A 24,220-nucleotide genomic window follows, 5' to 3' on the forward strand; every position below is an offset into this window, starting at 1 on the left:
TTACATCCAATTAGTATATAAAACCTATGGGATTTATAGGTAAATCATTCAAGGAATCCGCAACAGCTATCGCCGTGTCCCCTCGCTATTTGAAACCCTTATGCTCCCTAACTTATAAAACCTGCCCCTACCGTACTGTTCGAATTTGGATCGATCAAAATAAAAGATCCATTGGTCCTATGGTCCTTGAACTTGTCATAATATATGGGCTTGTTCAGTTGAAAACTTACTTCCGCGATATCGTTCATTCCCAACGAATCCACTTCGGTGTCAACTCCGGAATAATCTGGTTCGATCTTATGGTGCACCTTGTCTATTTTGGCCAATACCTTGTTGACCCCATGTTGTATAATGTACTTGTTACCAACGGTGAGTTGCTGCGAATCCATCCAGGAAACCGTAGCGGTAAACCGCTTCTCAATGGTTGGCAAATCGTTCACCTTTACCAACATATCCCCTCTACTTAGGTTAATTTCGTCTTCCAAGGTTATGGTCACCGAAGAGCGCCTTGCAGCGGTCTGGTATTTTTTATCATGGAAATAGATATCCTTAATTTTTGATCGGGTTTGTGAAGGAAGTGCCACGACCTCGTCCCCAACGCTCAGTTCCCCTCCATATACCTTACCGGCAAATCCCCGAAAATCATGGTGCGCATCCGTTTTTGGGCGGATGACGTACTGTACCGGAAACCGCGGTGTACCTACATTGAAGATGTCCTTACGGTCCAACGTTTCAAAGTGCTCCAAAAGCGTGGTACCGGAATACCATGGCGTACGTTCCGATATATTGACGACATTGTCACCTTTTAAGGCACTTACCGGAATAAACGTAATTTTCTGATCACGATATTCCCTTTTGTCCATAAGCTGTTCAAAATCTGCCTTGATTTCGTTGTAGCGCTCTTCCGAATAATCTACCAGATCCATCTTGTTGATAGCCACTACGACATCTTTGATGCGCAGCAGGTTGTTGATAAAAAAATGACGGTTGGTCTGTTCGATAACACCTTTTCGGGCGTCGATCAAAATTATGGCCGCCTGCGATGTGGAGGCGCCGGTTACCATATTACGGGTATACTCTACGTGACCGGGAGTATCGGCAATGATATAGCTCTTGTTCGCAGTAGAAAAGTAAATATGTGCTACATCAATGGTAATGCCCTGCTCCCTTTCCGCAACAAGGCCGTCCGTAGCCAAAGAAAAATCGAGATAATCGTATCCGTTTTTCTTACTGGTCTTTTCTATGGCCTCCAACTTATCGGTCGTCAACGATTTGGTATCGTACAGTATTCTGCCGATCAGGGTACTTTTACCATCATCTACACTCCCTGCCGTTGCTATTTTTAAAACTTCCATGTGCTGTATTTTGTGCTATTTAATCGTATGTTACGTAGGTGTTATAAAGAATGTCTTGTTAAAACCTTTATTCTTTTATCCACGTCATACCTTGTGCTTGATACTTGGTACTTGGTACGCTCTAAAAGTACCCTTGTTGTTTTCTTTTTTCCATTGCGGCCTCGGAACGTTTGTCATCAATCCTTGCGCCTCGTTCCGATATGGTCGATTCTCGAATTTCCTGAACTACGGAAGCAATATCCTTGGCCTCCGAAAAAACTGCCGCTGTGCAGCTCATATCCCCAACGGTACGAAAACGCACCATGCGCTCCAGCACTTCTTCATCTTCTTCCTGATATACATAATCGGAATGCGACCAAATAAGTCCGTCCCTTAAGAACACTTTGCGTTTGTGTGCAAAATAAATCGAGGGTATTTCAATATTTTCTTTTTCGATATAGGACCAAACATCCAATTCTGTCCAATTGGAAATTGGAAACACTCGAACGTTCTGCCCCAATTCAATTTGTCCGTTCAACATATCAAAAAGTTCCGGACGTTGATTTTTTTCGTCCCATTGTCCAAAGTCGTCCCGTACCGAAAAAATACGTTCTTTGGCTCGTGCCTTCTCCTCGTCGCGACGGGCACCACCGATACAGGCGTCGAATTTAAATTCTTCAATGGCATCCAACAAGGTGGTCGTCTGTAACGAGTTTCTGCTGGAATAGCGCCCCGACTCTTCCTTTACCTTACCCTGATCAATGGAATCCTGTACGTTTCGCACAATAAGTTCCAGCCCCAATTCTTTCACCAATCGGTCCCTGAACTCAATGGTTTCCGGAAAGTTGTGTCCGGTATCGATATGCATTAATGGAAAAGGAATCTTCGCGGGCCAGAATGCTTTTTGCGCCAAGCGCACCAAGGTAATCGAATCTTTCCCCCCTGAAAACAAAAGAACGGGACGTTCGAACTGGGCCGCCACTTCCCTAAAAATGTAAATGGCTTCGTTTTCTAAAGGATTAATATGTGCTGTATCCATTATTTAAATTCTAATTCGTTTCTATTTAAAGCCCCGTAAAGGGTTGGTCGTTATTCTTCCTTTAGGTATGCAAACCGCATTCCCGGTTCTCCAATACTTTGGTGGGATCGAAATACGTATGTTCGTTCGGAAGGTTGTGCTCCTCCAAATAAGCATCCAATTCAGTATCGTTCCAATGGTAAAACGGACTTACTTTTAAAACACCGTTTTTTCCCAAGCTCAAAATATCCAATGAATCTCGTAGGGCGGTCTGTCCTTTTCTTAGGTTGGTAAACCACACATCGGGCTTGTGCGACTCCATGGCACGATTGAAAGGTTCAAGTTTAACCTGCTCCGTAAACACGGCGTGCCGTGGATCGTCAATAGCGGGAATTCCCATAACTACATCACGGTGTGCCGAAGTCTGTTTGGGAACGTATAAATCTACATTTAGTTCCAAAGTACGTATCAGCTCCTCTGCATGCCGGTAAGTGTTCGGCGTATTGTACCCCGTATCGCACCATATTACGGGAATGTCTTGTTTTACTTTAGTGACCGCCTGTAATATCACCACTTCATAGGGGCGAAAGTTTGTCGTCACCACCGCTTTTTGGGCCTGATCGATAGCCCATGAAATTACTTCTTGAGGTGCAGCATCCCTAAATCGAGCATTCAAGGCGGTTATATCTTTTTGTGTAAGTGCCATATTATTTTTTTTGTTTTCCCCAGTTTATGGTGTTCCAAATACGCTCATGAAAAAAGTATAAAATCATTTTGGTCACAAAATCGATACTGGCAATGGAAGCGGCCAAAGCTACTTTTCCCGTCAACAGATAGGAAATCACCAACGTATCCAAAGTGCCGATTACCCTCCAGCTTACGGCCTTGGCAATACTGCGAATTGGTCTTTCCGAGTTCTTGTCCGAATCATAGTTGCTTTTCGAAGGCTTTTTATCAAGAACAAGTTGGTCTACAATCATGGAATTCAGTTTAAATCTTATTACCCTATAAATTTAATAGGATAAACAAACTTACTTTTATTCTACTAAGTAGTACGTTAAAAAACTTCAAAAATTACTTTTACCCTATCGATTTAGTAGATTAATAAAAAAAGAGCCGAATCGCTGCGAATTTTTCAGCATTTTTCGTGAAAAGACTTAAAATAGGTGCTTTAAAAGACGAAAGAAAATAGAGAAAGTAAGTATAAGGGCAAGTGTCAAGTTCAAACTCAAACTCAAACTCAAACTCAAATTCAGATCCAAATCCAAAATTAGAAGAATACGCCACAAATCATTTTTTACTAACCACTCATTGTTTATTGCTAATTGTTCATTGCTAATTGAAAAAAGACCGCTGCGCTGAAGGAACAAGGATAAAAGACAAACTCAAGTGTCAAGTTCAAGCTCAAACTCAAACTCAAACTCAAACTCAAACGTCAAATCCAAAATTAGAAGAATACGTCACTAATTATTTTTTACTAACCACTAACCACTGTTAATTGCTAATTGTTCATTGCTAATTGAAAAAAGATCGCTGCGCTGAAGGAACAAGGATAAAAGACAAGTTCAAGTTCGAGTGTCAAGTTCAAACTCAAATCATGAAGAATTACCGCTAACCACTTGTTACCAATTACTTTTTACTCACCACTAACGACTGCGAACTGCAACTAACTACTGAATACCAAAATCTTAAATCAAATCCGCCAAGGTATTATTACGGTATACGTCCAAAGCACTATCGCGTACTTGCAACATTAATTTATGAACGGAACAACTGCTTTCATCGGGACAATCCTCACACTTTTCGTAAAAGTTGAGACTTACACAAGGTACCATTGCTATTGGTCCCTCCAAAATTCTCATGACATCGGTAAGCAGTATTTCCTGGGGATCTTTGATGAGGTAGTATCCCCCGCCCTTTCCTTTTTTTGAACCTAAAAAACCGGTTTTGCGCAAGGATAACAAAATACTCTCCAAAAACTTTTGTGAGATATTTTCATGCTTCGCAATCTCCGAAATCTGCACGGGTTGATTCCCTTTTTGGGCAGCCAGATACGTAATGGCTTTCAGGCCATATTTGGTTTTTTTGGAGAGCATTGAACGAAGATAGCGAATAAAACCGTTCCCTGAAACCAACACCTTAGGGACGATAACCCTAGCTACCGCTCCTCTACCCGTAAAACGACCACTCCTGCATAAACGATCAAAATGCGCTTCTAGCCGGCTCGCATGAATCAAAAAAAGGAGCATTCCCCAAACCATTTACCAAACAACCTAACGTATGCAGTTCAGTGCATTTTGTCGAAAAAATACCTCCCGAAATACCTTTTGTAATGCTGACCCGTTCTCGAAAAACCCAAATTTTAATTATCATGAAAAAACTATCGCTTGTACTATTCCTAATAACAGGGCTGTTGGCTTCCTGTGAAAAAGAAACCAATGAACCGGGCCCTTTAGATAACGGACTTGACACGACCGAACTTCTCGGAACATGGAACGTTGTTGGCTATGAGGTTGCCGATGGATTGTCCATCACCGAAGCCGAAGGCCAACGGATCACCCAACAATACACCTCTTACGGAAAAGATTACGACATGACCTTTGCTTTTAACATGGACCCGCAAACAGCGGTAAGCAATGGGTCGTATACGGTAGTGCTCATCACTACCTTATTAGGACAAGAATACACCCAGGAAGCACCCGCATATAGTTTGTTTGAATCTACTGCTTGGGAAATACGGGATGGCGATATTGTTTTTATCACCGAGGAAAAAGAGATTTTGGCCAAAGTAATGGAACAAACGGAAAACAAAATTGTGATGACCATGGACTATAACGAATCCCTTGAGGCCAACGGAGGAAAAATAACCACAGAAGGGAAACTTACCATCACTTTGGAACGCTAATGCGAATGTAGCTCTAATGGTCGATTTCCATTTGCGATGGCATCACTACCACCATTATTACCATTTCTACCTTAAAATGAGCCATTCCAACTCGTTCATTTTAAGGGCAAATCAGCATAAAAATATCGTGGTTCTCTAGGACAGAGCTTGATCGATATCGTTTATAATATCGTCAATATGTTCCAAACCGACGGAAACGCGAACCATACCATCGGTAATACCGACTGACAGGCGTTCTTCGGGAGATAGTTTGCTATGTGTTGTAGATGCCGGATGTGTGACTATAGTACGGGAATCGCCCAAATTTGCGGACAGGGACAACAGCCGAATGGCGTTGAAAAAATGTTGGCCGGCCGCTATACCGCCCTTTACTTCAAAAGCAACCACGCATCCGCCTGCCTTCATCTGTTTTTTGGCGATGGCATATTTGGGGTGTGATTTTAAAAAAGGATAGCGCACCCAATTGATGCCCTCGTGCCCCTCTAAAAACTCCGCCAATTTCAATGCGTTTTCACAATGCCGATCCACGCGTACCGCCAGCGTTTCCAAACTCTTGGAAAGTACCCATGCATTAAACGGCGACAATGCGGGTCCGGTGATACGCGAAAACCGATAAATGGTATCAATGAGTTCTTTGCTCCCCACCGTCACACCCGCCAGTACCCTACCTTGACCATCCATCAACTTGGTTCCCGAATGAATGACCAAATCGGCACCAAACTTTATAGGTTGTTGTAAGTATGGGGAAGCAAAACAATTATCGATGATCAGGATAAGATTATGCTTCTTTGCGATTTCCCCCAACTTTTCCAAATCCAAAATATCCACCCCAGGGTTGGTCGGCGACTCGGCATAGATCACCTTGGTGTTTTTGGTAACCAGATTATCGATTTCCTCCAAGGCATCGATCCGAAAATAGGAATGGTCGATATTCCACTTGGGAAAAAAATTGGTGAACAACGAATGGGTAGAGCCGAAAATACTGCGTGCCGACAAAATGTGGTCCCCACTGTTCAAAAGTGCCGCAAAGGTCGAAAAAACCGCGGCCATACCGGAGGCAAACGCAAAGCCGTCCTCGGCGCCCTCCATTTTACATACTTTTTCAACAAACTCCGACGAATTTGGATTCGAGTATCGGGAATAAATATTCCGTTCTTTTTCTTCGGCAAAAGAAGCTCTCATATCCTCTGCATCATCAAAAACAAAGCTAGAGGTCAAGTACATGGGTACCGAGTGTTCCAAAAATTGACTGCGTTCAATCTGGGTGCGTATCGCGTCTGTTTCAAATTTGTTATTCATGCTATTGTTTCGTGCTATTTTCTAGTGTTCAATATCAAAAGGCTATCAAATAGCTGTGTTCATTTATTTTGTCTTTGGTTTTGTTCATCGATTCCTGTGGCTTCGACTCCGCTCAGCCACCGATACCGGAACACTTTTGATGTAAATGCAACTGCCCTGCAACCATGGCAACCGAGCGGAGCCGAAGGCAACCCTTCTTGTAATACCAATTATGACTTAAAGTTTGCATTACTACATGGAAATCAATCGTTTTCCTTATAAAATCTATAATGTGTTTCATTTTTGCATTCCGCCAATCCATTCAGAGAATCGATTTCACCATTTATCAGGGCTTCTTTCTTAGCTCTAGACCATCCCTGTATTTGCTTTTCCCTGTAAAACGCCCTCGCTATGCTATTATACTGTTCTACATAAACCAATTTAACCGGAAGTCTCTTTCTAGTATGACTAGCACCTTTACCCTCCTGATGCTGTATTATTCTAGCTTCCAAATCTTTCGTGCTACCGGTGTAATAACTTCCGTCAGAACATTCTAGAATGTACATAAAACCTATCATGTGATTATCTTTGGCTTCGGCTCCGCTCAGCCACTAATTATTGAAACATCCTTTTATAAACTCACCCACTAGGCCGACAATACTATAACGAACTTCTTTAAACCCACCGGCTCCAAATCCCGGTAACCGAGCGGAGTCGAGGTCATCCTTTTTCGGCAATTCTGAGTATATCGCCAAAAACGCCACGGGCGGTAACCGCGGCACCGGCACCGGCTCCTTGGATTACCAATGGGTGTTCCCCATACGACTCCGTATAGATCTCAATTATGGAGTCGGAACCTTTTACCTGACCCAGAGCACTTTCTTTTGGCACCGAAACCAGTTTTACGTCCAACAGCCCCTTTTCCTTTTGCAGGTTTCCGTGCAGGTCCCCGATATAGCGTAACACATGGCCTTCTTTCTGATTTTTTTTCACCTCGCTAAAAGTAGTGTCCAGCACGTTCAGGTTTTGTATGAACGTATCAACGCCACCCTCGCGCAAGCCAACGGGAATCAAATTTTCAATTTCGATATCCGTAAATTCATTTTTCAGATCCAACTCTCGGGCCAATATCAACAATTTTCGGCCCACATCGTTTCCAGAAAGGTCTTCCCGCGCATCCGGTTCCGTAAACCCTTTTTCCATTGCCTCCTTTAAAATAACCGAAAACGGCGCGTCCTGCTCTGAAAATGTGTTGAAAATATAACTCAAGGAGCCGGAAAAAACACCTTTGATCCGGGTAATGTTCTCTCCTGACAGGTGCAATAACTTTATGGTATCGATCAACGGCAGACCGGCGCCTACATTAGTTTCGTACAGATACTGCTTTTGATGCTGGGCAAGCTCTTCCCGCAATAACTGATAGTAGTCGAAACCTAAGGTATTCGCAATCTTATTGGAGGACACCAGATCGAAACCATTTTCAACAAAATCAAAGTAATGCGCAACAAAATCCACATTCGCCGTGTTATCGACGGCAATCAAGTTTTCAAGATGATGTTGTTTGGCAAACCGAAAAACGGCGGAAACATCGTGCGCTATTCCCTTTGTTCGTATCTCCGATTTCCAGTTTTTGCCCGCGTCTTTTTGCTTTAGAAGTATCTTTCGAGAATTGGCGACCGCAAAAACATTTAAATCGATTCCCTTTCTTTTCTCGATGGTCTTGGCCGATTTTAAAATCTGATCGATAAGGGTGCCGCCAACGTTTCCATGACCAAAAATGGCCAAGTTTACTTTTTTACTGATTCCAAAAATTTGACCGTGCATTACATTGAGGGCCTTGTTCATATCGGCCTTTTTAACCACCAAACTCACGTTCTTTCCGGAAACGGTATTGTTGAAGAGTAACGGTACCACCTGATTTTTGATCAAGGCGTTGTACGGCTTGTGAAATGTGCTCAAATCCTGGCCTACAATTGAGATTACCGAAACGGCATCGATAACGGTGATGGTATTAATATCCTTGGATTTAAAGTCCGTGGTAAACTCATTTTCCAATGCTCTTTTGGCATCTTGTGCCCTACTTTGTTCTACCACCAGGCCAATACCCCTTTCGGAGGAACCTTGGGAAATGATGCTGACACTGATGTTGTGCGTTTCCAAGGTTTTAAAAATACGGGCATCGATGCCTACTTTTCCCAGTAGTCCCCTACCCTCCAAATTGACCAGGGCAACATCCTCGATCACGGAAAGCGACTTGATTCCCTCCTTGCTCGATTTTGCACTGATCAGGGTTCCTTCGGTATCGCCGTTATAGGTATTAAGGATGCGCAGCGGAATATTGCGTTCTATTAACGGAATAATGGTCTTGGCATGTAAAATGGTCGCCCCAAAATTGGCAAGCTCGTTCGCCTCGCCGTATGAAAGGTTCGCAATACGCTTCGCCTCTGGCACCAAATCGGGATTTGCGGTATATATGCCATCTACATGGGTATAATTTTGTAGCTCCTCTGCCCCAAGGAAGTTGGCCAAAAGTGCTGCCGAATAGTTACTGCCGTTTCGGCCAAGGGTAGTCGTTTCCCCATTTTCGGTTGCGGCGATAAAGCCCGTAACAACGGGAACCGTACCTTTGGGAAGCCTTGCGAACCGCTGCAACACCCGCTCCTTGGAAGCCTCTTCCAATACCTTGGCATTTCCAAAGTTGGCGTCGGTAACAATGAGCTGCCGCGTATCCAAAAACAACGCTTCAACACCTTTTCCTATCAGGAGTTTGGCAATCAATTTTGCGGAGATCAGCTCCCCATAGGCCAATACCTCATCCTTAATTTTAAGGCTATAATCCCCCAACAGGGAAACGCCCTCAAAAAGTTGGGCCAATGCCTTGAACTCCGAACTCAAGCTTACATTTGAAAAGGTGTGTTGTTGATACTTTTCGAACGCCTCAAAAGCTGCAATATAGTTTTCGCCTTTGGCCGCCTTGTCCAATATTCGTTCCAGTTGATCGGTAGCCTTCTCCCTGGCGGACAATACTATGGCGATATGTTCGCCCTGCGCTACTTTTGTTTTGACAATCTCCAAAACCCGTTCCAGCCCCTCACCATTACTTAGGGATTTGCCGCCGAATTTTAGGACCTTGACTTTTTTTGTCATGCCCGGATCGTTAAAAACGGGGTACAACAACTTTTCCATTTGATCGAACTCGATCAAAAACGCATCATGGCCGTGTAGGGAATGTACCTCCCCATAGGTAACATTGCTATTGGCCTGGGCCAATTGCTTAAACGTATCCTTGTTCTCTTTCGCAGTAAAAAACAAATCGGAATCGACTCCGATAATATGGATATTGGTATTGCTGTTCTGAAGGTTCAAAAAATGCTGTTCGCCGTTCCGGGTCACATCAATGGTCTTTAACAGTTGGTTCATGAGCTTGTAGGCCGACAGCTGAAACCTTTCCTGTAGTTTTTGTCCGTGGTGCATCAACCAACTTTCCACGTTGAACACCTTAAGTTCTTCGTTCGTACTACGTTTAAATCGCTCTTTGAACGATTCCGGGGTACGATAGCACAACATGGCATGCATTCTGGCATCGTGTACCGGTTTTTTGGAGTTTACCAAAAACTGCTCCTGAATTTGACAGTTGGCGATCAACCAATCCGTCGATTTCCAATCGGATGCAACAGGAATCAGGTGTTCCGTAATTTGCGGATCTAGCGCCGCCATTTCCCAAGCGATACCACCTCCCAAGGAACCGCCTATTATCGCGAACAATTTTGAAACCGCAAGCTGACCGAGTCCGATCAGAAAAATTTGCGCCATATCCGCCGCCACAAAATCCTTGTAATTATCGATCGTGAATTTATCGTATCCGTTTCCGGGAATGTTGAACGACAGTATGGTATAGGTATCGGTATCAATACACTTTCCCTGCCCGATCAATTCGGACCACCAACCGTCGTCACCCGTAACATTGGAGTTTCCGGTCAAGGCATGGTTGACCAGAACGATGGGCGCGGTGTGGAGCGCTTTACCAAAAAGTTGGTATGACAGGGCAATGTCCCGTACCGTACCATTTTGGGTACGATACTCCGGTATTTTTAAATGGTGCAGCATGGGATCGAGTATTGGTCCTTAGCGTGTTAAAAATTGGGCACCTAAACGTTTTGGGCATTTAGGCGCCATATGCATTAGGCCAAAACGGACTTGTCTATTGCGGCGAACGCAGCTTCCAAATCGGCCTTTAGGTCTTCGATATCCTCCAGACCGACCGACAGCCGTATCAGGTCCTTGGTAACACCGGTCGATTCTTGGGCGGCATCGTCCAACTGTTGATGTGTGGTACTGGCCGGATGTATGATCAACGATTTGGTGTCCCCAATATTGGCGAGCAGGGAGAACACCTTGGTGGCATCCGTCAATTGTTTTGCAGCTTCAAAACCACCTTTTACGCCAAAGGTGACCAAGCCGCTCTGTCCCTTTGGAAGGTATTCTTGCGCCAAGTCAAAATACTTGCTTCCCTTCAGGCCAGGGTAATTTACCCATGCCACCTCAGACCTTGCCTGTAACCATTCGGCCAAAGCCAATGCGTTTTCACTGTGTTGTTTGATCCGAATCGGAAGCGTTTCCAATCCTTGAATGATCTGAAAGGCATTGAACGGACTCATAGCGCCACCGAAATCGCGAAGGCCTTCCAATATCAGTTTAAAGGTAAACGCCGCGGCACCCAAGGCCTCGCTGTATACCAGACCGTGATATCCTGCCGAAGGTTCGGTGAACTCCGGAAATTTCCCATTCTGCCAGTCAAAAGTTCCAGCATCTATGATCGCACCGCCAAGAGCGGTACCATTCCCGTTAATATATTTGGTCAACGAATGTATTACCAAATTGGCACCATGTTCAATGGGGTTCAGCAAGCCCGGTGTTGCTACGGTGTTGTCCACAATAAAGGGAACCTGAGCGGCCTTGGCCTCTTTTGAAATGGCCTTTAGGTCCAGTACATCCAATTTTGGATTTCCAAGCGATTCCACAAAAATGGCCCTGGTATTGTCCTGAACCGCCTTTCCAAAATTGGTCGGATCGTCGGGATCTACAAAGGTGGTGGTAATGCCCAATCGGGGTAGGGTAACGTTCAATAAATTGAAGGTTCCGCCATACAAACTGCTAGAGGCCACAATATGATCACCGGCCCTTAACAAGGTCATCAAACCTGTAGCAATGGCTGCCGTTCCCGATGCAAATACCACCGCACCGACGCCACCTTCTATCGCGGCCAAACGCTCCTGTAAAATTTGATTGGTAGGGTTGTTCAAACGCGTATAAATGAATCCAAGTTCCGCAAGGGAAAATAGGTTTGCCGCATGATCCGTGTTATTGAACACGTAAGATGTCGATTGAAAAATAGGCACGGCCCTTGTTCCACTGGTTTGTGTGGTGTCGTGCCCTGCATGTAGGGCGTTTGTCGCTAATTTGTGATCACTCATGACTTTTACTTTATGTACCCCAATACTTAGGATACCGGTTCTTAAAAATACACTGTCCCTTTTTTAAATGACAGCATTACAGATGATATCGGTCAAACCCATCATCGCGGACCTGCGAAACGGTAAAATCAAAAAGCTATAAGAAAGTGAAAAGCTACCGAAGGTAATTTTCATAGGGTTATCTACTCTTTATGTACTCCAATCCGTTTTTAACGAATACGACATTAAAGATAGAATTTAGCACCTTCTTGCCTATGGGAGACAAGGGTTGCTAAGGTTTCAAAGGGTCTATTCCCTCCACCTTTCTTGATAACTATTCAATACGTGTTTGAACGTTGTGGTTGCAAATATAAAATGGGGAATTTAAAAATCCCCCATTTTTTCGGAAAACTTAGCAGTTAAATGCGTTTTTGACCTTTTCTACCATGTCCAATTTCTCCCAGGTGAACAGCTCTACCTCCTTTTCCACACGTCCGCTGTAGGGGGATTCAAAAACTTTGGTTACCGTCCGAGGCGTTTTCCCCATATGACCGTAGGCCGCAGATTCCAAATATATCGGGTTTCTGAGTTTCAACCGTTTTTCTATGGCAAAAGGTCGCATATCGAACAATTGCGCTACTTTACGGGCGATTTCCCCATCGGTAAACGCTACGTTCGCGGTACCATAGGTATCCACAAAAATGGATGTTGGTTCTACAACACCGATTGCGTAACTGACCTGTACCAAAATTTCATTGGAAACCCCGGCGGCCACTAAATTTTTGGCCACGTGGCGTGCGGCGTATGCCGCACTACGATCTACCTTACTGGGGTCTTTTCCACTAAAGGCCCCGCCACCATGTGCTCCTTTTCCGCCATAAGTGTCCACAATAATTTTTCTTCCCGTTAAACCGGTATCCCCATGAGGTCCTCCAATTACGAACTTGCCCGTGGGATTGATATGATAGGTAATCTGATCATCGAACAACGCTTGAATATTTTCGGGCAATTGTTCTTTTACTTTAGGAATCAGTATTTCTACAATATCCTTTTTTATACGCGCCAACATTTTTTCATCACTTTCATCAAAATCATCGTGTTGGGTGGATACTACGATCGTATCGATGCGTTGTGGGGCATTTTTATCGGAATATTCTATGGTTACCTGCGATTTGGCATCGGGCCTTAAGTAGTCAATCTCGTCTCCCGCTTTTCGTAAATCGGCCAACACCTGTAGTATTTTATGGGAGATATCCAAGGCAAGCGGCATGTAGTTAGCGGTTTCCTTTGTGGCGTAACCGAACATCATTCCCTGATCGCCGGCACCCTGCTCCTCTTTTTTGCCACGATCGACACCTTGGTTGATGTCCTGGGATTGTTCGTGTATCAGCGAAATAACACCACAGGAATCGCCACTGAACTGATAGGCGCCTTTGGTGTAGCCAATCTTATTTATTACCTGGCGGGCAATATCCTGAACGTCCAAATACGTCCCACTCTTAACCTCTCCGGCCAATACTACTTGCCCTGTTGTAACCAAAGTTTCGCAGGCTACCTTGCTTTCCGGATCAAAGGCCAAAAAGTTATCCAACAACGCATCACTTATCTGATCGGCCACCTTGTCCGGGTGCCCCTCACTTACAGATTCAGAGGTAAATAAATAAGACATAAATAATATTTTGACGGAAAGGATTTGACGTATTGGCTTTGAAGAAGAAAACCGGTTACTATTCCTACCGGCCAACTGCTTTAGCATTTTTACCTGCCTCTTGCGGGCAAGTGTTCAATTGTGAACAAGAACTTTTTAAGGTCCTCAGAGGTTGCAATCAGTCAAATCCTTCCTCTTTGTTTGTGTGCACAAAAATACTAATACCATTTTAACTTTGAAATGGTACGTATAGAAATTGGATTATTTTTTCGGTATTCAAGGCGAAAAACCTAAGCATAGCCGTAGCTACGGTTATTTTTTTTAACGAAGAATACGGGAAAAAGAAACCATTTATTAGTATTATTTCAAAGTTAAAATGGTGTAAAATACTTTTGTTGGCTCTCCTTTGCAACCGGATTTTCTATAAAAATCCAGTAAGGAACCTATCAAGGAAACGAAACAACTACCGCTTTCGACAAAACCGTTATTCCGGTTTATCCCAAAGCCCAACTTCTTTCGTAAAACGGCTATAGTATTTTTTCATTTTGCCCCTTACCACCATAGGAACTTTGGCCTATTGGCATCAGTTTCAACAACGGACGGTTCCTTTTGGGGCAATGTGAATTTTATTGGTATTTCCCGGCTTATTTTTTCCCAAACTCGATATACTTCGTATATTGTGTTTTATTCTCTTTACCAAACCACCAAACTTTAAAAAAAGCGGAAATGCACATTGCAGTTGCAGGAAATATTGGCGCCGGAAAAACAACTTTGACCAAGTTATTGGCGAAACATTACAAATGGGAAGCCCACTTTGAAGAAGTTGTCGACAACCCTTATCTGGACGATTTTTACAATCAGATGGAGCGATGGAGCTTTAACCTTCAAATCTATTTTTTAAATCATCGGTATCGCCAAATTCTAGCGATTCGGGAAAGTGGCAAAAATGTCATCCAGGACCGCACCATCTATGAGGACGCTTTTATTTTTGCCCCAAACCTTCATGCCATGGGCCTCATGACCAATAGGGACTTTACCAACTATAAAAGCCTGTTCGAACTGATGGAGAGTTTGGTGCAACCGCCGGAACTGTTGATCTACCTCCGGAGCTCTATCCCCAATTTGGTAAAGCAGATCCATAAACGTGGAAGGGAGTACGAGAATACCATATCCATCGACTATTTGAGCCGACTGAACGAACGGTACGAAGCTTGGGTACACACCTATGAGAAGGGAAACTTGCTAGTGGTGGATGTCGATGACCTTGATTTTGTGGATAACCCCGAAGATTTGGGAACCATCATCAATAGGATCGATGCTGAAATCAACGGCCTTTTTTAATACGTTTTAGACGTAGCTACCCCGGAAAATTTACTTGTTTAAATAAGCCCTAGTTTTTTGGCATGGGTGATGGCCTGATCGCTATTTTCCACAAAAGAGACCGGTGTATGATACCCTTCGAACATTTTTCGTATGCGTGCCATACGTTTACGGTGCCCGACATCCCTTAAATAAATGGCTAATATCCGATCGGGATACCGCTCGTTGATCGCTTTATAAATATCGGCATCGTGTTCACCGCTATCCCCTATCAAAACAAATCGAAGTTCGGGATATGTGGTCAGGATATTTTCTATCTCGTGGGTCTTATGGGGCTGTTCGGTTTTTCTATTCCCAAGGGTGGCCGCCATACTTCGTAATAAAATAGGTCCCTTGGGAAAGGTGTTCTTTGTTAGAAAGAACTCCAAATAACGGTATAGGTTCCACGGACTATTGCTTACGTAAAAAATAGGATTGGCGTTGTTTCCGCTGACCCCTCGATGCAGCTGATGGTAAAACGCTGCAGCTCCTTTCAATGGCAATCGGATGGAGGCATTTTTAAAAAATGTATTATACAGGGCCTTCCATTTTAAAAACGACGCCACCCCGGTGTGTAAAATAGTATCGTCAATATCACTGATCACTCCAAAGTCGGCTTTCTTGGAGGGGATCAGCATTTCCCCGGGAAAACGGTTTTCGTGCTTTATCGTTCTTTTTAGTTTGGCATCGGCATACGCCATTTCGTAGGGCAACCAGCCTTCCGAATTGGTCAGTTCCGCCAAATTAGCTATCGAAGCATCCAGCAAATAGTAGCCGTGGTTGTCGGTACGCCCGGTAACGGTCCTTCCGTCCGCCAAGGTCAATTTGAGCGTAGTATTTTTTATTTCATCGGTTTCGAACCGCTTGTAGGTATTTCTTAAAATGCCATACCATCCTTTTTCCACCAGGTCGATTTCCTCATCTTCCAAGGCCCGACCGCGAGCATAAAGGTGTTTGTCGGTGCCGTAGGTCTGAAAAGCGATGATCTGTAGCTCGTCTTGTTTCCCGAAAATTCCCATAGGTTAAAGATAATACCATTTTTAACTTTGAAAAGGTATCCCTATTTCTAGGGCAAGGGCATTCAAAACGATCAAAAAGAAGTGATCATATGCTGTTGGAGACTATCTACCCCGGCCACCTTAGTTGCTCCGGGAGCATTCGCTCATTCAAACGGGGCGTTCCCTCATTCCTGGTTTAAAAAAGCCTAAGAACGCCCTACATTTATCTTGACAGCCAATACCACACCTAAAAACAGGTCATTGATTCTAGACAGATGGCCGGCTTTTTCGAACAATTGTGAAACCGAGCCCAAAAGGCTCATAACTTAAAGAGAAATGGAACAAAAAAAGAACCCAAAAGCAGATTTGAACCGAAACAGGGGGCTATTCTTCATTACCGGTTTGGTATTGGTAATGGCCTTGGCCTATATTGCCCTGGAATGGAAAACGTACGAAACCACCACCTATGATACGGTAGGGCTGAACGTTGCCGACGATTTGTGGGAAGAAGTACCTTTTATGGAATTTAAAACCCCGCCGCCTCCACCGCCCCCAGCTCCGGTTATCCCAGATGAAATTACCATTGAAGAGGACGATGCGGATATAACGGAGACCTTGATCGACACGACCGAACTGGATCCGGAAGAAGAAGTGAAATATGAAGACCTAGACGTCGTTGAAATCGAAGAACCTGACGAAATACCTTTTATTGCCGTTGAAAACGTTCCTATTTTTCCTGGTTGTGAAAAAGTAAACGATAAAAAAGCATGTTTTGAAGGAATGATTGCCAAGCACATTCAAAAGAACTTTCAATACCCAGAGTTAGAAAAAGAAATGGGTATACAAGGAAGAGTAAGTGTAATTTTTGTTATCCAAAAAGATGGTAGCATAGGTAATGTTCGCATGAGAGGACCTAACAAAAATCTCGAAAAAGAAGCGGCACGCATCATTGACAAACTACCAAAAATGACGCCTGGCAAACAACGTGGAAGAGCGGTAAAGGTACCTTTTAGTATTCCAATAACCTTTGTATTACAATAACACCTTGTTCCAAAACAAAAAAGGGATGCAACTTGAAGTTGCATCCCTTTTTTCTCTTATAAACTCGTCTGGAGTTTTTGTATTACTTCTGAATATCCACCGTTTCAATGGTCAGCTTAGGGTCATTATTGACCACTTCTTCAAAAGCGAGCAATTGTGACTTAACGTCTGCCTGCGTTCCGGTAATCGTTTTTTCGGCCGCAACGGCTTCACCAGCTATAACATTCGTGTAGTTTACCGTAGCCGTTGCAAGTGCATCGGTAGCATCATCCGCAATCATTTCAATGGTGTTTTCGTTGTTATCCGCATCGAAAGCCATTCCTTCCACGCTAAGCGCAATACTCGGTGCGATGACCAAAGCCACTACCGACATCAATTTTAAAAGGATATTCAGGGAAGGTCCAGAAGTATCCTTGAACGGATCACCAACGGTATCCCCAACGACCGCGGCCTTATGGGCATCGGTACCTTTTCTTCCCTGCTCTTCGATCATTTTTTTGGCGTTGTCCCAAGCACCTCCCGCATTGGATTGGAAGATGGCCATAAGCACCCCACAAGTGGTAACACCGGCCAAAAGACCTCCAAGCATTTCAGCACCTCCAAGAAAGCCTACGGCAACCGGTACGGCAATTGCCAATAAGCCCGGCAACACCATTTCCTTAATAGATGCCTGGGTTGAGATCGCCACACATTTATCGTATTCCGCAACACCGTCGGCAGCGTCAAAAATAGCCCGTTGCTCGGCAGATGCTTTGGACATATCGGAATCCACTGCGCGCATTACTTCCAATGCCGCTTTTAACTGTGGGATATCCCTAAACTGTCTTCTTACTTCCTCGATCATGGCCATGGCCGCACGCCCTACCGCGTTCATAGAAAGCGCGGAAAAAACGAAGGGCAACATACCACCCACCAACAAACCTGCCATTACCGTAGGTTTGGAAACATCGATAGCCGTTACATTTGCGGTCTGCATGAATGCCGCGAACAATGCCAAGGCCGTTAATGCGGCCGAAGCGATTGCAAATCCTTTACCGATGGCCGCGGTGGTATTTCCTACCGCATCCAGCTTATCGGTACGCTCCCGTACCTCGCTCGGCAACTCCGCCATTTCGGCGATACCTCCAGCGTTGTCCGAAATAGGTCCGTATGCATCAACGGCCAATTGAATACCGGTGTTGGCCAACATCCCGACCGCAGCAATGGCAATTCCGTAAAGCCCTGCAAAATGATGGGATACTAAAATAGCCGCTGCAATCAAAAGAATAGGAAACATGGTCGACATCATCCCTACGCCGAGTCCGGCAATAATCGTTGTTGCCGCTCCGGTCTCCGATTGACGTACAATGGAGTTTACCGGTTTTGTTCCGGTACCGGTATAATATTCCGTTACCTTACCAACGGCCAAACCAGCGACCAAACCGGCAATTACCGCGTAAAAAACACCCATTGAGGTATATTCAACAGTTCCAAAAGACCAGGTCTCCGGAAGCATCATCGTAATTATGAAATAAGAGGCGACCAACATAAGACCGGCCGAACCGAATTCCCCAATGTTTAAGGCAGTCTGTGGGTTACCACCATCCTTTACTTTTACAAAAAAGGTTCCTATGATGGACATGATGATACCAACTGCGGCCAGTACCAACGGTAAGTAAACAGCTCCCAAACCGTCAAATGCATTACCAAAAGCAGGTATCTGCGCAAAAGACGCGCCCAAAACCATGGTACCTATAATAGACCCTACATACGATTCAAAAAGATCTGCTCCCATACCGGCAACATCCCCAACATTATCCCCAACATTATCGGCGATCGTGGCAGGGTTCAAAGGGTGATCTTCGGGAATACCCGCTTCTACCTTTCCTACCAAATCGGCACCGACATCGGCAGCCTTGGTATAAATACCGCCACCAACTCTAGCAAACAATGCAATGGAGGAGGCTCCCAAGGAAAAACCGGAAAGCACGTTCAATACTTCCCCGATTTGCCAGCCTTGACCGCTGTAGACCATAAATAAACCGCTTAGTCCAAGCACTCCAAGCCCTACAACCCCAAGGCCCATTACGGCTCCACCGGCGAAGGCGACTTCCAAGGCCTTGCCCAAAGAAGTCCTTGCGGCTTGTGTTGTACGCACGTTGGCTTTGGTAGCAACACGCATTCCTATAAATCCGGCAAGCGCGGAACAAATGGCGCCTACTACGAAGGATACGGCGACCATGCCGTTAGAACCTGTTTCATTACTCCCCTTAAAAAACAATAATATGGCTACCGCCACAACAAAAATCGAGAGGATCTTGTATTCCGCTTTTAGGAAGGACATGGCACCATCAGCAATGTTTTTTGCTATACGCGCCATTTTGGCGTCGCCGACCTCTTGTTTGCCGACCCACATATTCTTTACAAATACGAATAGCAGTGCCAAGACACCGAAAACCGGTAAAAATTTTACAATTAATTCCATTTTAGTACAGTTGTTTTATATTTTTTTTAACGGCTGCTAAAGTAAGAAAAAGGAACAGAATAAAAAAAGCCACTTTCTTAGGGAAAAGTGGCTCGGTCGGTGGTGTTTTCTATATCGTGAAAGTACGCTTTTTTTTGTGCTCGCTGAGGTCGTAGCGCTCCACACATTGATGGTATATTTTGATGGCTTCTTCGGCATTGCCCCAACCGCCAACGTCGACCTTTTTCTTTTCCAGGTCTTTGTACACTTGAAAAAAGTGTTCGATTTCCTTCAAGCGGTGCGGGTTGATATCGGCAATATCGCTTCTTTTGCTCCAAATGGGATCGGATACGGGAACACAGATGATTTTTTCGTCCGGTCCCTTTTCATCGGTCATATGGAACACCCCGATCGGCTTTACCTCCATGACCACCATGGGGTAGGTAGGTTCGGTACCCATAACCAAAACATCCAAAGGATCTTTATCCAACGCTAGGGTCTCCGGTACAAAACCATAATCGCCCGGATACATCATCGATGAAAATAGGGTTCTATCGAAACGGATCTTATGCAAGGTAAAATCGTACTCATATTTGTTACGACTGCCTTTCGGTATTTCGATCAGCACATCGAAAACGACGTTTTTCTTTTCACTCATTCGTATCTATTTAGTGAACTCGTTTAAACTTTTTGCGTTAAAGCGAAAATTAGTCATTTTTTGGTCATTTGAAGACTTTTTTGAGTTGCATAGCAGGGCTACGGAAGGAAAAAAAGGCAAAAAACAGACGAAAAAGGGCAATTTTTTAGCAAATGGAAAAAGTTTAAACGAATTCAGTTAGTGTATTTTATGATTATCTTCGAAACGGTCGAAAAAGTTGGAAATTGCCCAACATCCTATCAAATTTTGAGCTTTAATCCTTCCAACGGGGTAAGCTACTTCACTGTATTCTTTACACGGACTTATGATACCATTTCTGGTATGAAACGTTAAAAATTGAATCCGAAGGTGCCGGTAACCGCAAAGGGCCTGGCATTGGGACTGTCCAAATAATTGCCCCGAAAGTTAAAATCGATTCTAAAAACCTTAAAAATATTACCAATACCCAAGGAGTATTCGTAATAAATCGTTTCGTTAGGTGCTATCAATGGAATGTTCGTGGGCGCGTTCAATGCGATGTTGCTATCGGAGAGATCCCCCCAAACACCGCGAAGCCCAACAATTTCCCTAAGATTCAGTTTTCGCAAAAAGGGAATCCGCGAAAAAAGGCGTCCATTAAAATTATGTTCCAAATGCAGGGCAGCATATGTATCGGTGACGAATTCATAAAAATCCATATTGGCAAAGGTACCATAGTTGGAAAACAGCGTCTGATTCCCGGGGATTACGTTTAAAAGCCCCAAAGGAACATCGCCAAAGGTTTTGCCCAATTCAATGGTACTGAACAATCTACCAAAACCGCCTACCTGCCAGGGCTGGCTATAGGAAAATTGTAGCTTATTGTAATTGAAATCGCTGCCCAAGGGCCCTTCTACCCCTCTGGTATAATTCAACAATAGCGTACTGTAGGTATCATTGATATCGCGGCGTTCCACCCCATACCCAATCGTTTTTTTACCGGGTGTGTATATCACTACGGCATTCACGTCCAACTGTTTTATTTCGGATGCGGTTCCCGTACCGATATCCGGATCGATATAGTCCAAACTAAAATCTTCGGGCAAGGCCGAGCGCAGTTCGCGATAGGTGGAGCCTAAACGAAAGCGAAAGTTCGTTAGGGGTTCCATTTCCAAGGAGAACGCACTCAGGTTAATATTGGTCAGTCGGTTATTGGCACCGACCGTAAGTACGGCCGATGAGGCGATACTCCTTCCCAAAACATCGTTGGTGGCGGTAAGGCTGACTCCCAATTGTTCAATATCCCTTCGGTGGCCTGCCGAAACGATCAACCGGCTTCTCTTGTCGAGCAAGAACTTACCGGAAATACCATGTTTGAATTTTTTATCGCTAAAACCATAGGCCATATAGCCTTCGAGCCGCCAAGGATCGTTCTCGTCAAAATAGGTACGTGCCCCCAATCGGACTCTTGGGCCTTCGGCATCGTTAAAGCCAAAAACATCGTATACGCTACCGATATCCATGTTCCATTTATCGATCTCTACATAGCCGGAACCCAAAATACTGACCAGATTGTAGTATGACTTGAATTTGGGAACGGTTTTCAGGGTATCGAGCAATTGGTATATTCCCTTTTCATCCTTATTTAGGTTTTCCAAACGGTTTTGTGCCCAAAACGTACTGTCCTTGTTCATTACGGAAGGATCAAAGGCGTTCCGATCTTCACGATAAAACTCTTTTGGCTTCTCTTCGTCGAAACGGTAATCGTTATACACGGTGGTCCGTTTTCCGTATACCCCTCGGGACTTTTCTTTTTTCTGAAAACTGAAGTCGCTCAACATATAGTCGCGTTTCAACAGAAATACCGAGTCGTTCACCACATCAAACTCCTGCTCGATGTAAATTTCCTTCACCCAGTTGATGTTGGCACTTTTGGTAACCTCTAGGTTGATGTTTTTTATGGCGTAGGTAGAATCGTTTACCCAAAAATCGCCCTTGAAGGTCAATTCGTTCTTTCTTCGAGGATAATAAACAATGTTATAGCACCACTTGTTGTCGATGAAAGCACTATCCCGCAAGGCGTAATTGTAGGTATCGACCCCAGTTCGGGATAATGGACTGGTAAAACTTTTATCGAAAAACTTTAGGTAGTTGTCGTACACATCATAATCCTGGTACAGATCGTCTACAAAGGCGATAATGGCCTGATTGTTATCGAACCCTGAATTTTTATTCCCTAATATCTGTTCTTTTTCGGCCTTCAACACATTGTCGCCGTGCACCTTGCTAAAGGTTTCGTTCAAAAAGATGGGCAAATAGGTTTTACCGGTGATGCGGGAGGTATCCAGATCCTGAAAAACGAATTCGAGCCCCTTAAAAATTTTGCGCTGCATGAGGGCGCTGTCTATAGTATTCAGGTCAAATTCTACTTTCTCGTACTTATCATAGGCATACTGCTTAAATTGCCGTATCCCGTTCTGTCTTTTCTTGGCCCATATTTTTTTGAGGATATCGACAGCAGGGTTATTTTTTTTCGACTGCTTTCCGCTAAATACGATCACTTCCTTTAACTGCTCACTGGACTCCTTTAAACGAACCTGCATGTTATAGGTAACCTTGGAGGTCAACGGTATTTCCAAATCCTCATAACCGATAAAGGAAATGATCAGGGTCTTATGGGTGGCATCCGATTCCATATAAAATCGGCCATCATCATTGGTTATGGTTCCTTCGTAGGAGTCCTTAAAGATGACATTGGCAAAAGCCACTGGATTATCGAACTCGTCCACCACCATACCACCGACCTTGGTCTGGGCCATTGCAAAGGCGGTGTAAAAAAGAAGGATCGGTAAAAGAAAATTTTTCATGCGGTTCATTCGATTCTCGACCTATTGCTATCAAAGCGTATGCCACGGATTTTAAGTTTCCATTTTTTGTTTAGGAACAAACTGGCACAAATGTGTTTTGAAAGCTCGACAAGTAATACAAAAAAAAACTTCGTCGACGTATGAGGTCGACGAAGCAAATGTAGTTTTACGTAGCGTTTATTCTTATCTATATAACACTTTATTAACAGCCTTGATCACATCGCCCTTGTTCGGCAGCCATTCCGCCAACAATACCGGGGAATAGGGAGCCGGGGTATCGGCAGTATTGATGCGCTGTATGGGAGCGTCCAAATAATCAAAAGCGTGCTCTTGCACGTGATAGGTAATTTCGGTGGATACGTTTCCAAATGGCCACGCTTCCTCTAAAATGACCAAACGATTGGTTTTCTTCACCGATGCAACAACGGCCTCGTAATCCAATGGTTTTACGGTCCGCAAATCGATTATCTCACAACGTATTCCTTCTTTTTCCAATTCATCGGCAGCTTTGTCGGCTTCTTTGATGATTTTTCCAAAAGAAACGATAGTGACATCGGTACCTTCCCTTCTCAAATCGGCCACGCCGAGCGGAATCGTATATTCTCCTTCGGGCACTTCGCCCTTATCCCCATACATTTGTTCCGATTCCATAAAGATTACGGGATCGTCGTCCCGTATAGCAGACTTCAACAAGCCCTTGGCATCGGCAGGGTTGGAGGGCACTACTACCTTTAGTCCGGGACAGTTGGCATACCAACTCTCGAATGCCTGTGAATGTGTTGCGGCAAGTTGACCGGCGGAAGCGGTAGGACCGCGAAATACGATTGGGCATGGAAACTGCCCGCCCGACATCTGGCGAATCTTGGCCGCATTATTGATGATCTGATCGATACCGACCAACGCAAAATTAAAGGTCATGAACTCGATGATCGGTCGGTTTCCCGTCATAGTAGACCCGACCCCGATACCGGCAAAACCCAATTCGGAAATGGGCGTATCGATGACGCGCTTTTCACCAAATTCGTCCAACATGCCCTTGGAGGCCTTGTAAGCACCATTGTATTCGGCAACTTCTTCTCCCATCAAATAAATGCTCTCGTCCCTTCGCATTTCTTCGGACATGGCTTCCGCAATGGCTTGCCTAAATTGTAGTGTCTTCATATTTCTTGCATGGTTAAGTAAAAATGCATGCAAAAATAGCAAATTATACCCTTATTCGGATGTAGAGGGAATCAAAAAAACCAACAAAATTTACTATGC

The 24,220-nt window shown here is 44.2% G+C and carries 18 protein-coding genes and 1 riboswitch; of the genes, 3 read left to right on the plus strand and 15 right to left on the minus strand.

The features are described 5' to 3' along the window. Positions 1-107: 107 nt before the first annotated feature. From ACRD7P_RS17640 to ACRD7P_RS17660, 5 genes are all read right to left on the minus strand, one after another. Entirely contained in the window at positions 108-1,355 is a 1,248-nt protein-coding gene (locus tag ACRD7P_RS17640; RefSeq protein ID WP_430909005.1) for a sulfate adenylyltransferase subunit 1, read from the minus strand. A gap of 121 nt (positions 1,356-1,476) precedes the next feature. Continuing rightward, positions 1,477-2,373, minus strand: a complete 897-nt coding sequence (gene cysD / locus ACRD7P_RS17645; RefSeq protein WP_430909006.1) for a sulfate adenylyltransferase subunit CysD — start codon at positions 2,371-2,373, stop codon at positions 1,477-1,479. Between the two features lie 61 nt (positions 2,374-2,434). Beyond that, positions 2,435-3,058: a phosphoadenosine phosphosulfate reductase family protein gene (locus ACRD7P_RS17650; RefSeq protein ID WP_430909007.1), complete on the minus strand. Its 624-nt coding sequence runs from the start codon at positions 3,056-3,058 to the stop codon at positions 2,435-2,437. Between the two features lies 1 nt (position 3,059). Continuing rightward, on the minus strand, positions 3,060-3,332 hold the full coding sequence (locus ACRD7P_RS17655; protein ID WP_430909008.1) for a DUF2061 domain-containing protein: 273 nt from the start codon (positions 3,330-3,332) through the stop codon (positions 3,060-3,062). Positions 3,333-4,040: 708 nt separating this feature from the next. Next, positions 4,041-4,448 (minus strand): RrF2 family transcriptional regulator, encoded by a 408-nt coding sequence (locus ACRD7P_RS17660; protein WP_430909047.1) that lies wholly within the window; start codon positions 4,446-4,448, stop codon positions 4,041-4,043. Between the two features lie 275 nt (positions 4,449-4,723). On the opposite strand from ACRD7P_RS17660, the gene ACRD7P_RS17665 reads away from it, so the two are divergent. Continuing rightward, positions 4,724-5,257, plus strand: coding sequence for a hypothetical protein (locus ACRD7P_RS17665; protein ID WP_430909009.1), 534 nt, complete (start codon positions 4,724-4,726; stop codon positions 5,255-5,257). Between the two features lie 135 nt (positions 5,258-5,392). Here the strand turns inward: ACRD7P_RS17665 and ACRD7P_RS17670 are convergent, their stop codons facing one another. From ACRD7P_RS17670 to metK, 5 genes are all read right to left on the minus strand, one after another. Continuing rightward, a complete protein-coding gene (locus ACRD7P_RS17670) occupies positions 5,393-6,556 on the minus strand; it encodes a trans-sulfuration enzyme family protein (protein WP_430909010.1) in 1,164 nt (387 codons plus the stop codon). Between the two features lie 242 nt (positions 6,557-6,798). Beyond that, positions 6,799-7,101, minus strand: a complete 303-nt coding sequence (locus tag ACRD7P_RS17675; RefSeq protein WP_430909011.1) for a GIY-YIG nuclease family protein — start codon at positions 7,099-7,101, stop codon at positions 6,799-6,801. Positions 7,102-7,255: 154 nt separating this feature from the next. Next, positions 7,256-10,642 carry a bifunctional aspartate kinase/homoserine dehydrogenase I gene (gene thrA / locus ACRD7P_RS17680; protein ID WP_430909012.1) on the minus strand — a complete coding sequence of 1,129 codons (3,387 nt, stop codon included), beginning with the start codon at positions 10,640-10,642 and terminating at the stop codon, positions 7,256-7,258. Between the two features lie 74 nt (positions 10,643-10,716). After that, a complete protein-coding gene (locus ACRD7P_RS17685) occupies positions 10,717-12,009 on the minus strand; it encodes an O-acetylhomoserine aminocarboxypropyltransferase/cysteine synthase family protein (RefSeq protein WP_430909013.1) in 1,293 nt (430 codons plus the stop codon). Positions 12,010-12,195: 186 nt separating this feature from the next. Then, positions 12,196-12,325: riboswitch (SAM riboswitch) on the minus strand. 75 nt (positions 12,326-12,400) lie between these two features. Then, positions 12,401-13,657: a methionine adenosyltransferase gene (gene metK, locus ACRD7P_RS17690; RefSeq protein ID WP_430909014.1), complete on the minus strand. Its 1,257-nt coding sequence runs from the start codon at positions 13,655-13,657 to the stop codon at positions 12,401-12,403. Between the two features lie 705 nt (positions 13,658-14,362). On the opposite strand from metK, the gene ACRD7P_RS17695 reads away from it, so the two are divergent. Next, positions 14,363-14,977, plus strand: coding sequence for a deoxynucleoside kinase (locus ACRD7P_RS17695; protein WP_430909015.1), 615 nt, complete (start codon positions 14,363-14,365; stop codon positions 14,975-14,977). A 38-nt stretch (positions 14,978-15,015) separates the two neighbouring features. Here the strand turns inward: ACRD7P_RS17695 and ACRD7P_RS17700 are convergent, their stop codons facing one another. Further along, complete coding sequence (locus ACRD7P_RS17700) at positions 15,016-16,014, minus strand: App1 family protein (protein ID WP_430909016.1); 999 nt, start codon at positions 16,012-16,014, stop codon at positions 15,016-15,018. Between the two features lie 315 nt (positions 16,015-16,329). On the opposite strand from ACRD7P_RS17700, the gene ACRD7P_RS17705 reads away from it, so the two are divergent. After that, the gene (locus ACRD7P_RS17705; RefSeq protein ID WP_430909017.1) at positions 16,330-17,034 is read left to right on the plus strand and encodes an energy transducer TonB; all 705 of its coding nucleotides are present in this window, start codon (positions 16,330-16,332) and stop codon (positions 17,032-17,034) included. Between the two features lie 82 nt (positions 17,035-17,116). On the opposite strand, the gene ACRD7P_RS17710 is transcribed toward ACRD7P_RS17705, so the two are convergent. From ACRD7P_RS17710 to ACRD7P_RS17725, 4 genes are all read right to left on the minus strand, one after another. After that, positions 17,117-19,498, minus strand: coding sequence for a sodium-translocating pyrophosphatase (locus ACRD7P_RS17710; RefSeq protein WP_430909018.1), 2,382 nt, complete (start codon positions 19,496-19,498; stop codon positions 17,117-17,119). Between the two features lie 109 nt (positions 19,499-19,607). Continuing rightward, positions 19,608-20,135, minus strand: a complete 528-nt coding sequence (locus ACRD7P_RS17715; protein ID WP_430909019.1) for an inorganic diphosphatase — start codon at positions 20,133-20,135, stop codon at positions 19,608-19,610. Between the two features lie 329 nt (positions 20,136-20,464). Beyond that, positions 20,465-22,960, minus strand: coding sequence for a DUF5686 family protein (locus tag ACRD7P_RS17720; RefSeq protein ID WP_430909020.1), 2,496 nt, complete (start codon positions 22,958-22,960; stop codon positions 20,465-20,467). A 183-nt stretch (positions 22,961-23,143) separates the two neighbouring features. Then, positions 23,144-24,121, minus strand: a complete 978-nt coding sequence (locus tag ACRD7P_RS17725; protein WP_430909021.1) for a pyruvate dehydrogenase complex E1 component subunit beta — start codon at positions 24,119-24,121, stop codon at positions 23,144-23,146. Positions 24,122-24,220: the final 99 nt, after the last annotated feature.

The organism is Maribacter sp. 2-571, from assembly GCF_050589625.1.
GTDB lineage: Bacteria > Bacteroidota > Bacteroidia > Flavobacteriales > Flavobacteriaceae > Pelagihabitans.

What these genes read in the sequence shown, in the direction of transcription:
- ACRD7P_RS17670 (WP_430909010.1), bottom strand. Translation starts at nt 6,556, where the DNA reads ATGAATAACAAATTTGAAACAGACGCGATACGCACCCAGATTGAACGC.
- ACRD7P_RS17665 (WP_430909009.1), top strand. Translation starts at nt 4,724, where the DNA reads ATGAAAAAACTATCGCTTGTACTATTCCTAATAACAGGGCTGTTGGCT.
- ACRD7P_RS17660 (WP_430909047.1), bottom strand. Translation starts at nt 4,448, where the DNA reads ATGCTCTCCAAAAAAACCAAATATGGCCTGAAAGCCATTACGTATCTG.
- ACRD7P_RS17685 (WP_430909013.1), bottom strand. Translation starts at nt 12,009, where the DNA reads ATGAGTGATCACAAATTAGCGACAAACGCCCTACATGCAGGGCACGAC.
- ACRD7P_RS17720 (WP_430909020.1), bottom strand. Translation starts at nt 22,960, where the DNA reads ATGAAAAATTTTCTTTTACCGATCCTTCTTTTTTACACCGCCTTTGCA.
- ACRD7P_RS17650 (WP_430909007.1), bottom strand. Translation starts at nt 3,058, where the DNA reads ATGGCACTTACACAAAAAGATATAACCGCCTTGAATGCTCGATTTAGG.
- ACRD7P_RS17655 (WP_430909008.1), bottom strand. Translation starts at nt 3,332, where the DNA reads ATGATTGTAGACCAACTTGTTCTTGATAAAAAGCCTTCGAAAAGCAAC.
- thrA (WP_430909012.1), bottom strand. Translation starts at nt 10,642, where the DNA reads ATGCTGCACCATTTAAAAATACCGGAGTATCGTACCCAAAATGGTACG.
- ACRD7P_RS17725 (WP_430909021.1), bottom strand. Translation starts at nt 24,121, where the DNA reads ATGAAGACACTACAATTTAGGCAAGCCATTGCGGAAGCCATGTCCGAA.
- metK (WP_430909014.1), bottom strand. Translation starts at nt 13,657, where the DNA reads ATGTCTTATTTATTTACCTCTGAATCTGTAAGTGAGGGGCACCCGGAC.
- cysD (WP_430909006.1), bottom strand. Translation starts at nt 2,373, where the DNA reads ATGGATACAGCACATATTAATCCTTTAGAAAACGAAGCCATTTACATT.
- ACRD7P_RS17710 (WP_430909018.1), bottom strand. Translation starts at nt 19,498, where the DNA reads ATGGAATTAATTGTAAAATTTTTACCGGTTTTCGGTGTCTTGGCACTG.
- ACRD7P_RS17640 (WP_430909005.1), bottom strand. Translation starts at nt 1,355, where the DNA reads ATGGAAGTTTTAAAAATAGCAACGGCAGGGAGTGTAGATGATGGTAAA.
- ACRD7P_RS17695 (WP_430909015.1), top strand. Translation starts at nt 14,363, where the DNA reads ATGCACATTGCAGTTGCAGGAAATATTGGCGCCGGAAAAACAACTTTG.
- ACRD7P_RS17675 (WP_430909011.1), bottom strand. Translation starts at nt 7,101, where the DNA reads ATGTACATTCTAGAATGTTCTGACGGAAGTTATTACACCGGTAGCACG.
- ACRD7P_RS17715 (WP_430909019.1), bottom strand. Translation starts at nt 20,135, where the DNA reads ATGAGTGAAAAGAAAAACGTCGTTTTCGATGTGCTGATCGAAATACCG.
- ACRD7P_RS17705 (WP_430909017.1), top strand. Translation starts at nt 16,330, where the DNA reads ATGGAACAAAAAAAGAACCCAAAAGCAGATTTGAACCGAAACAGGGGG.
- ACRD7P_RS17700 (WP_430909016.1), bottom strand. Translation starts at nt 16,014, where the DNA reads ATGGGAATTTTCGGGAAACAAGACGAGCTACAGATCATCGCTTTTCAG.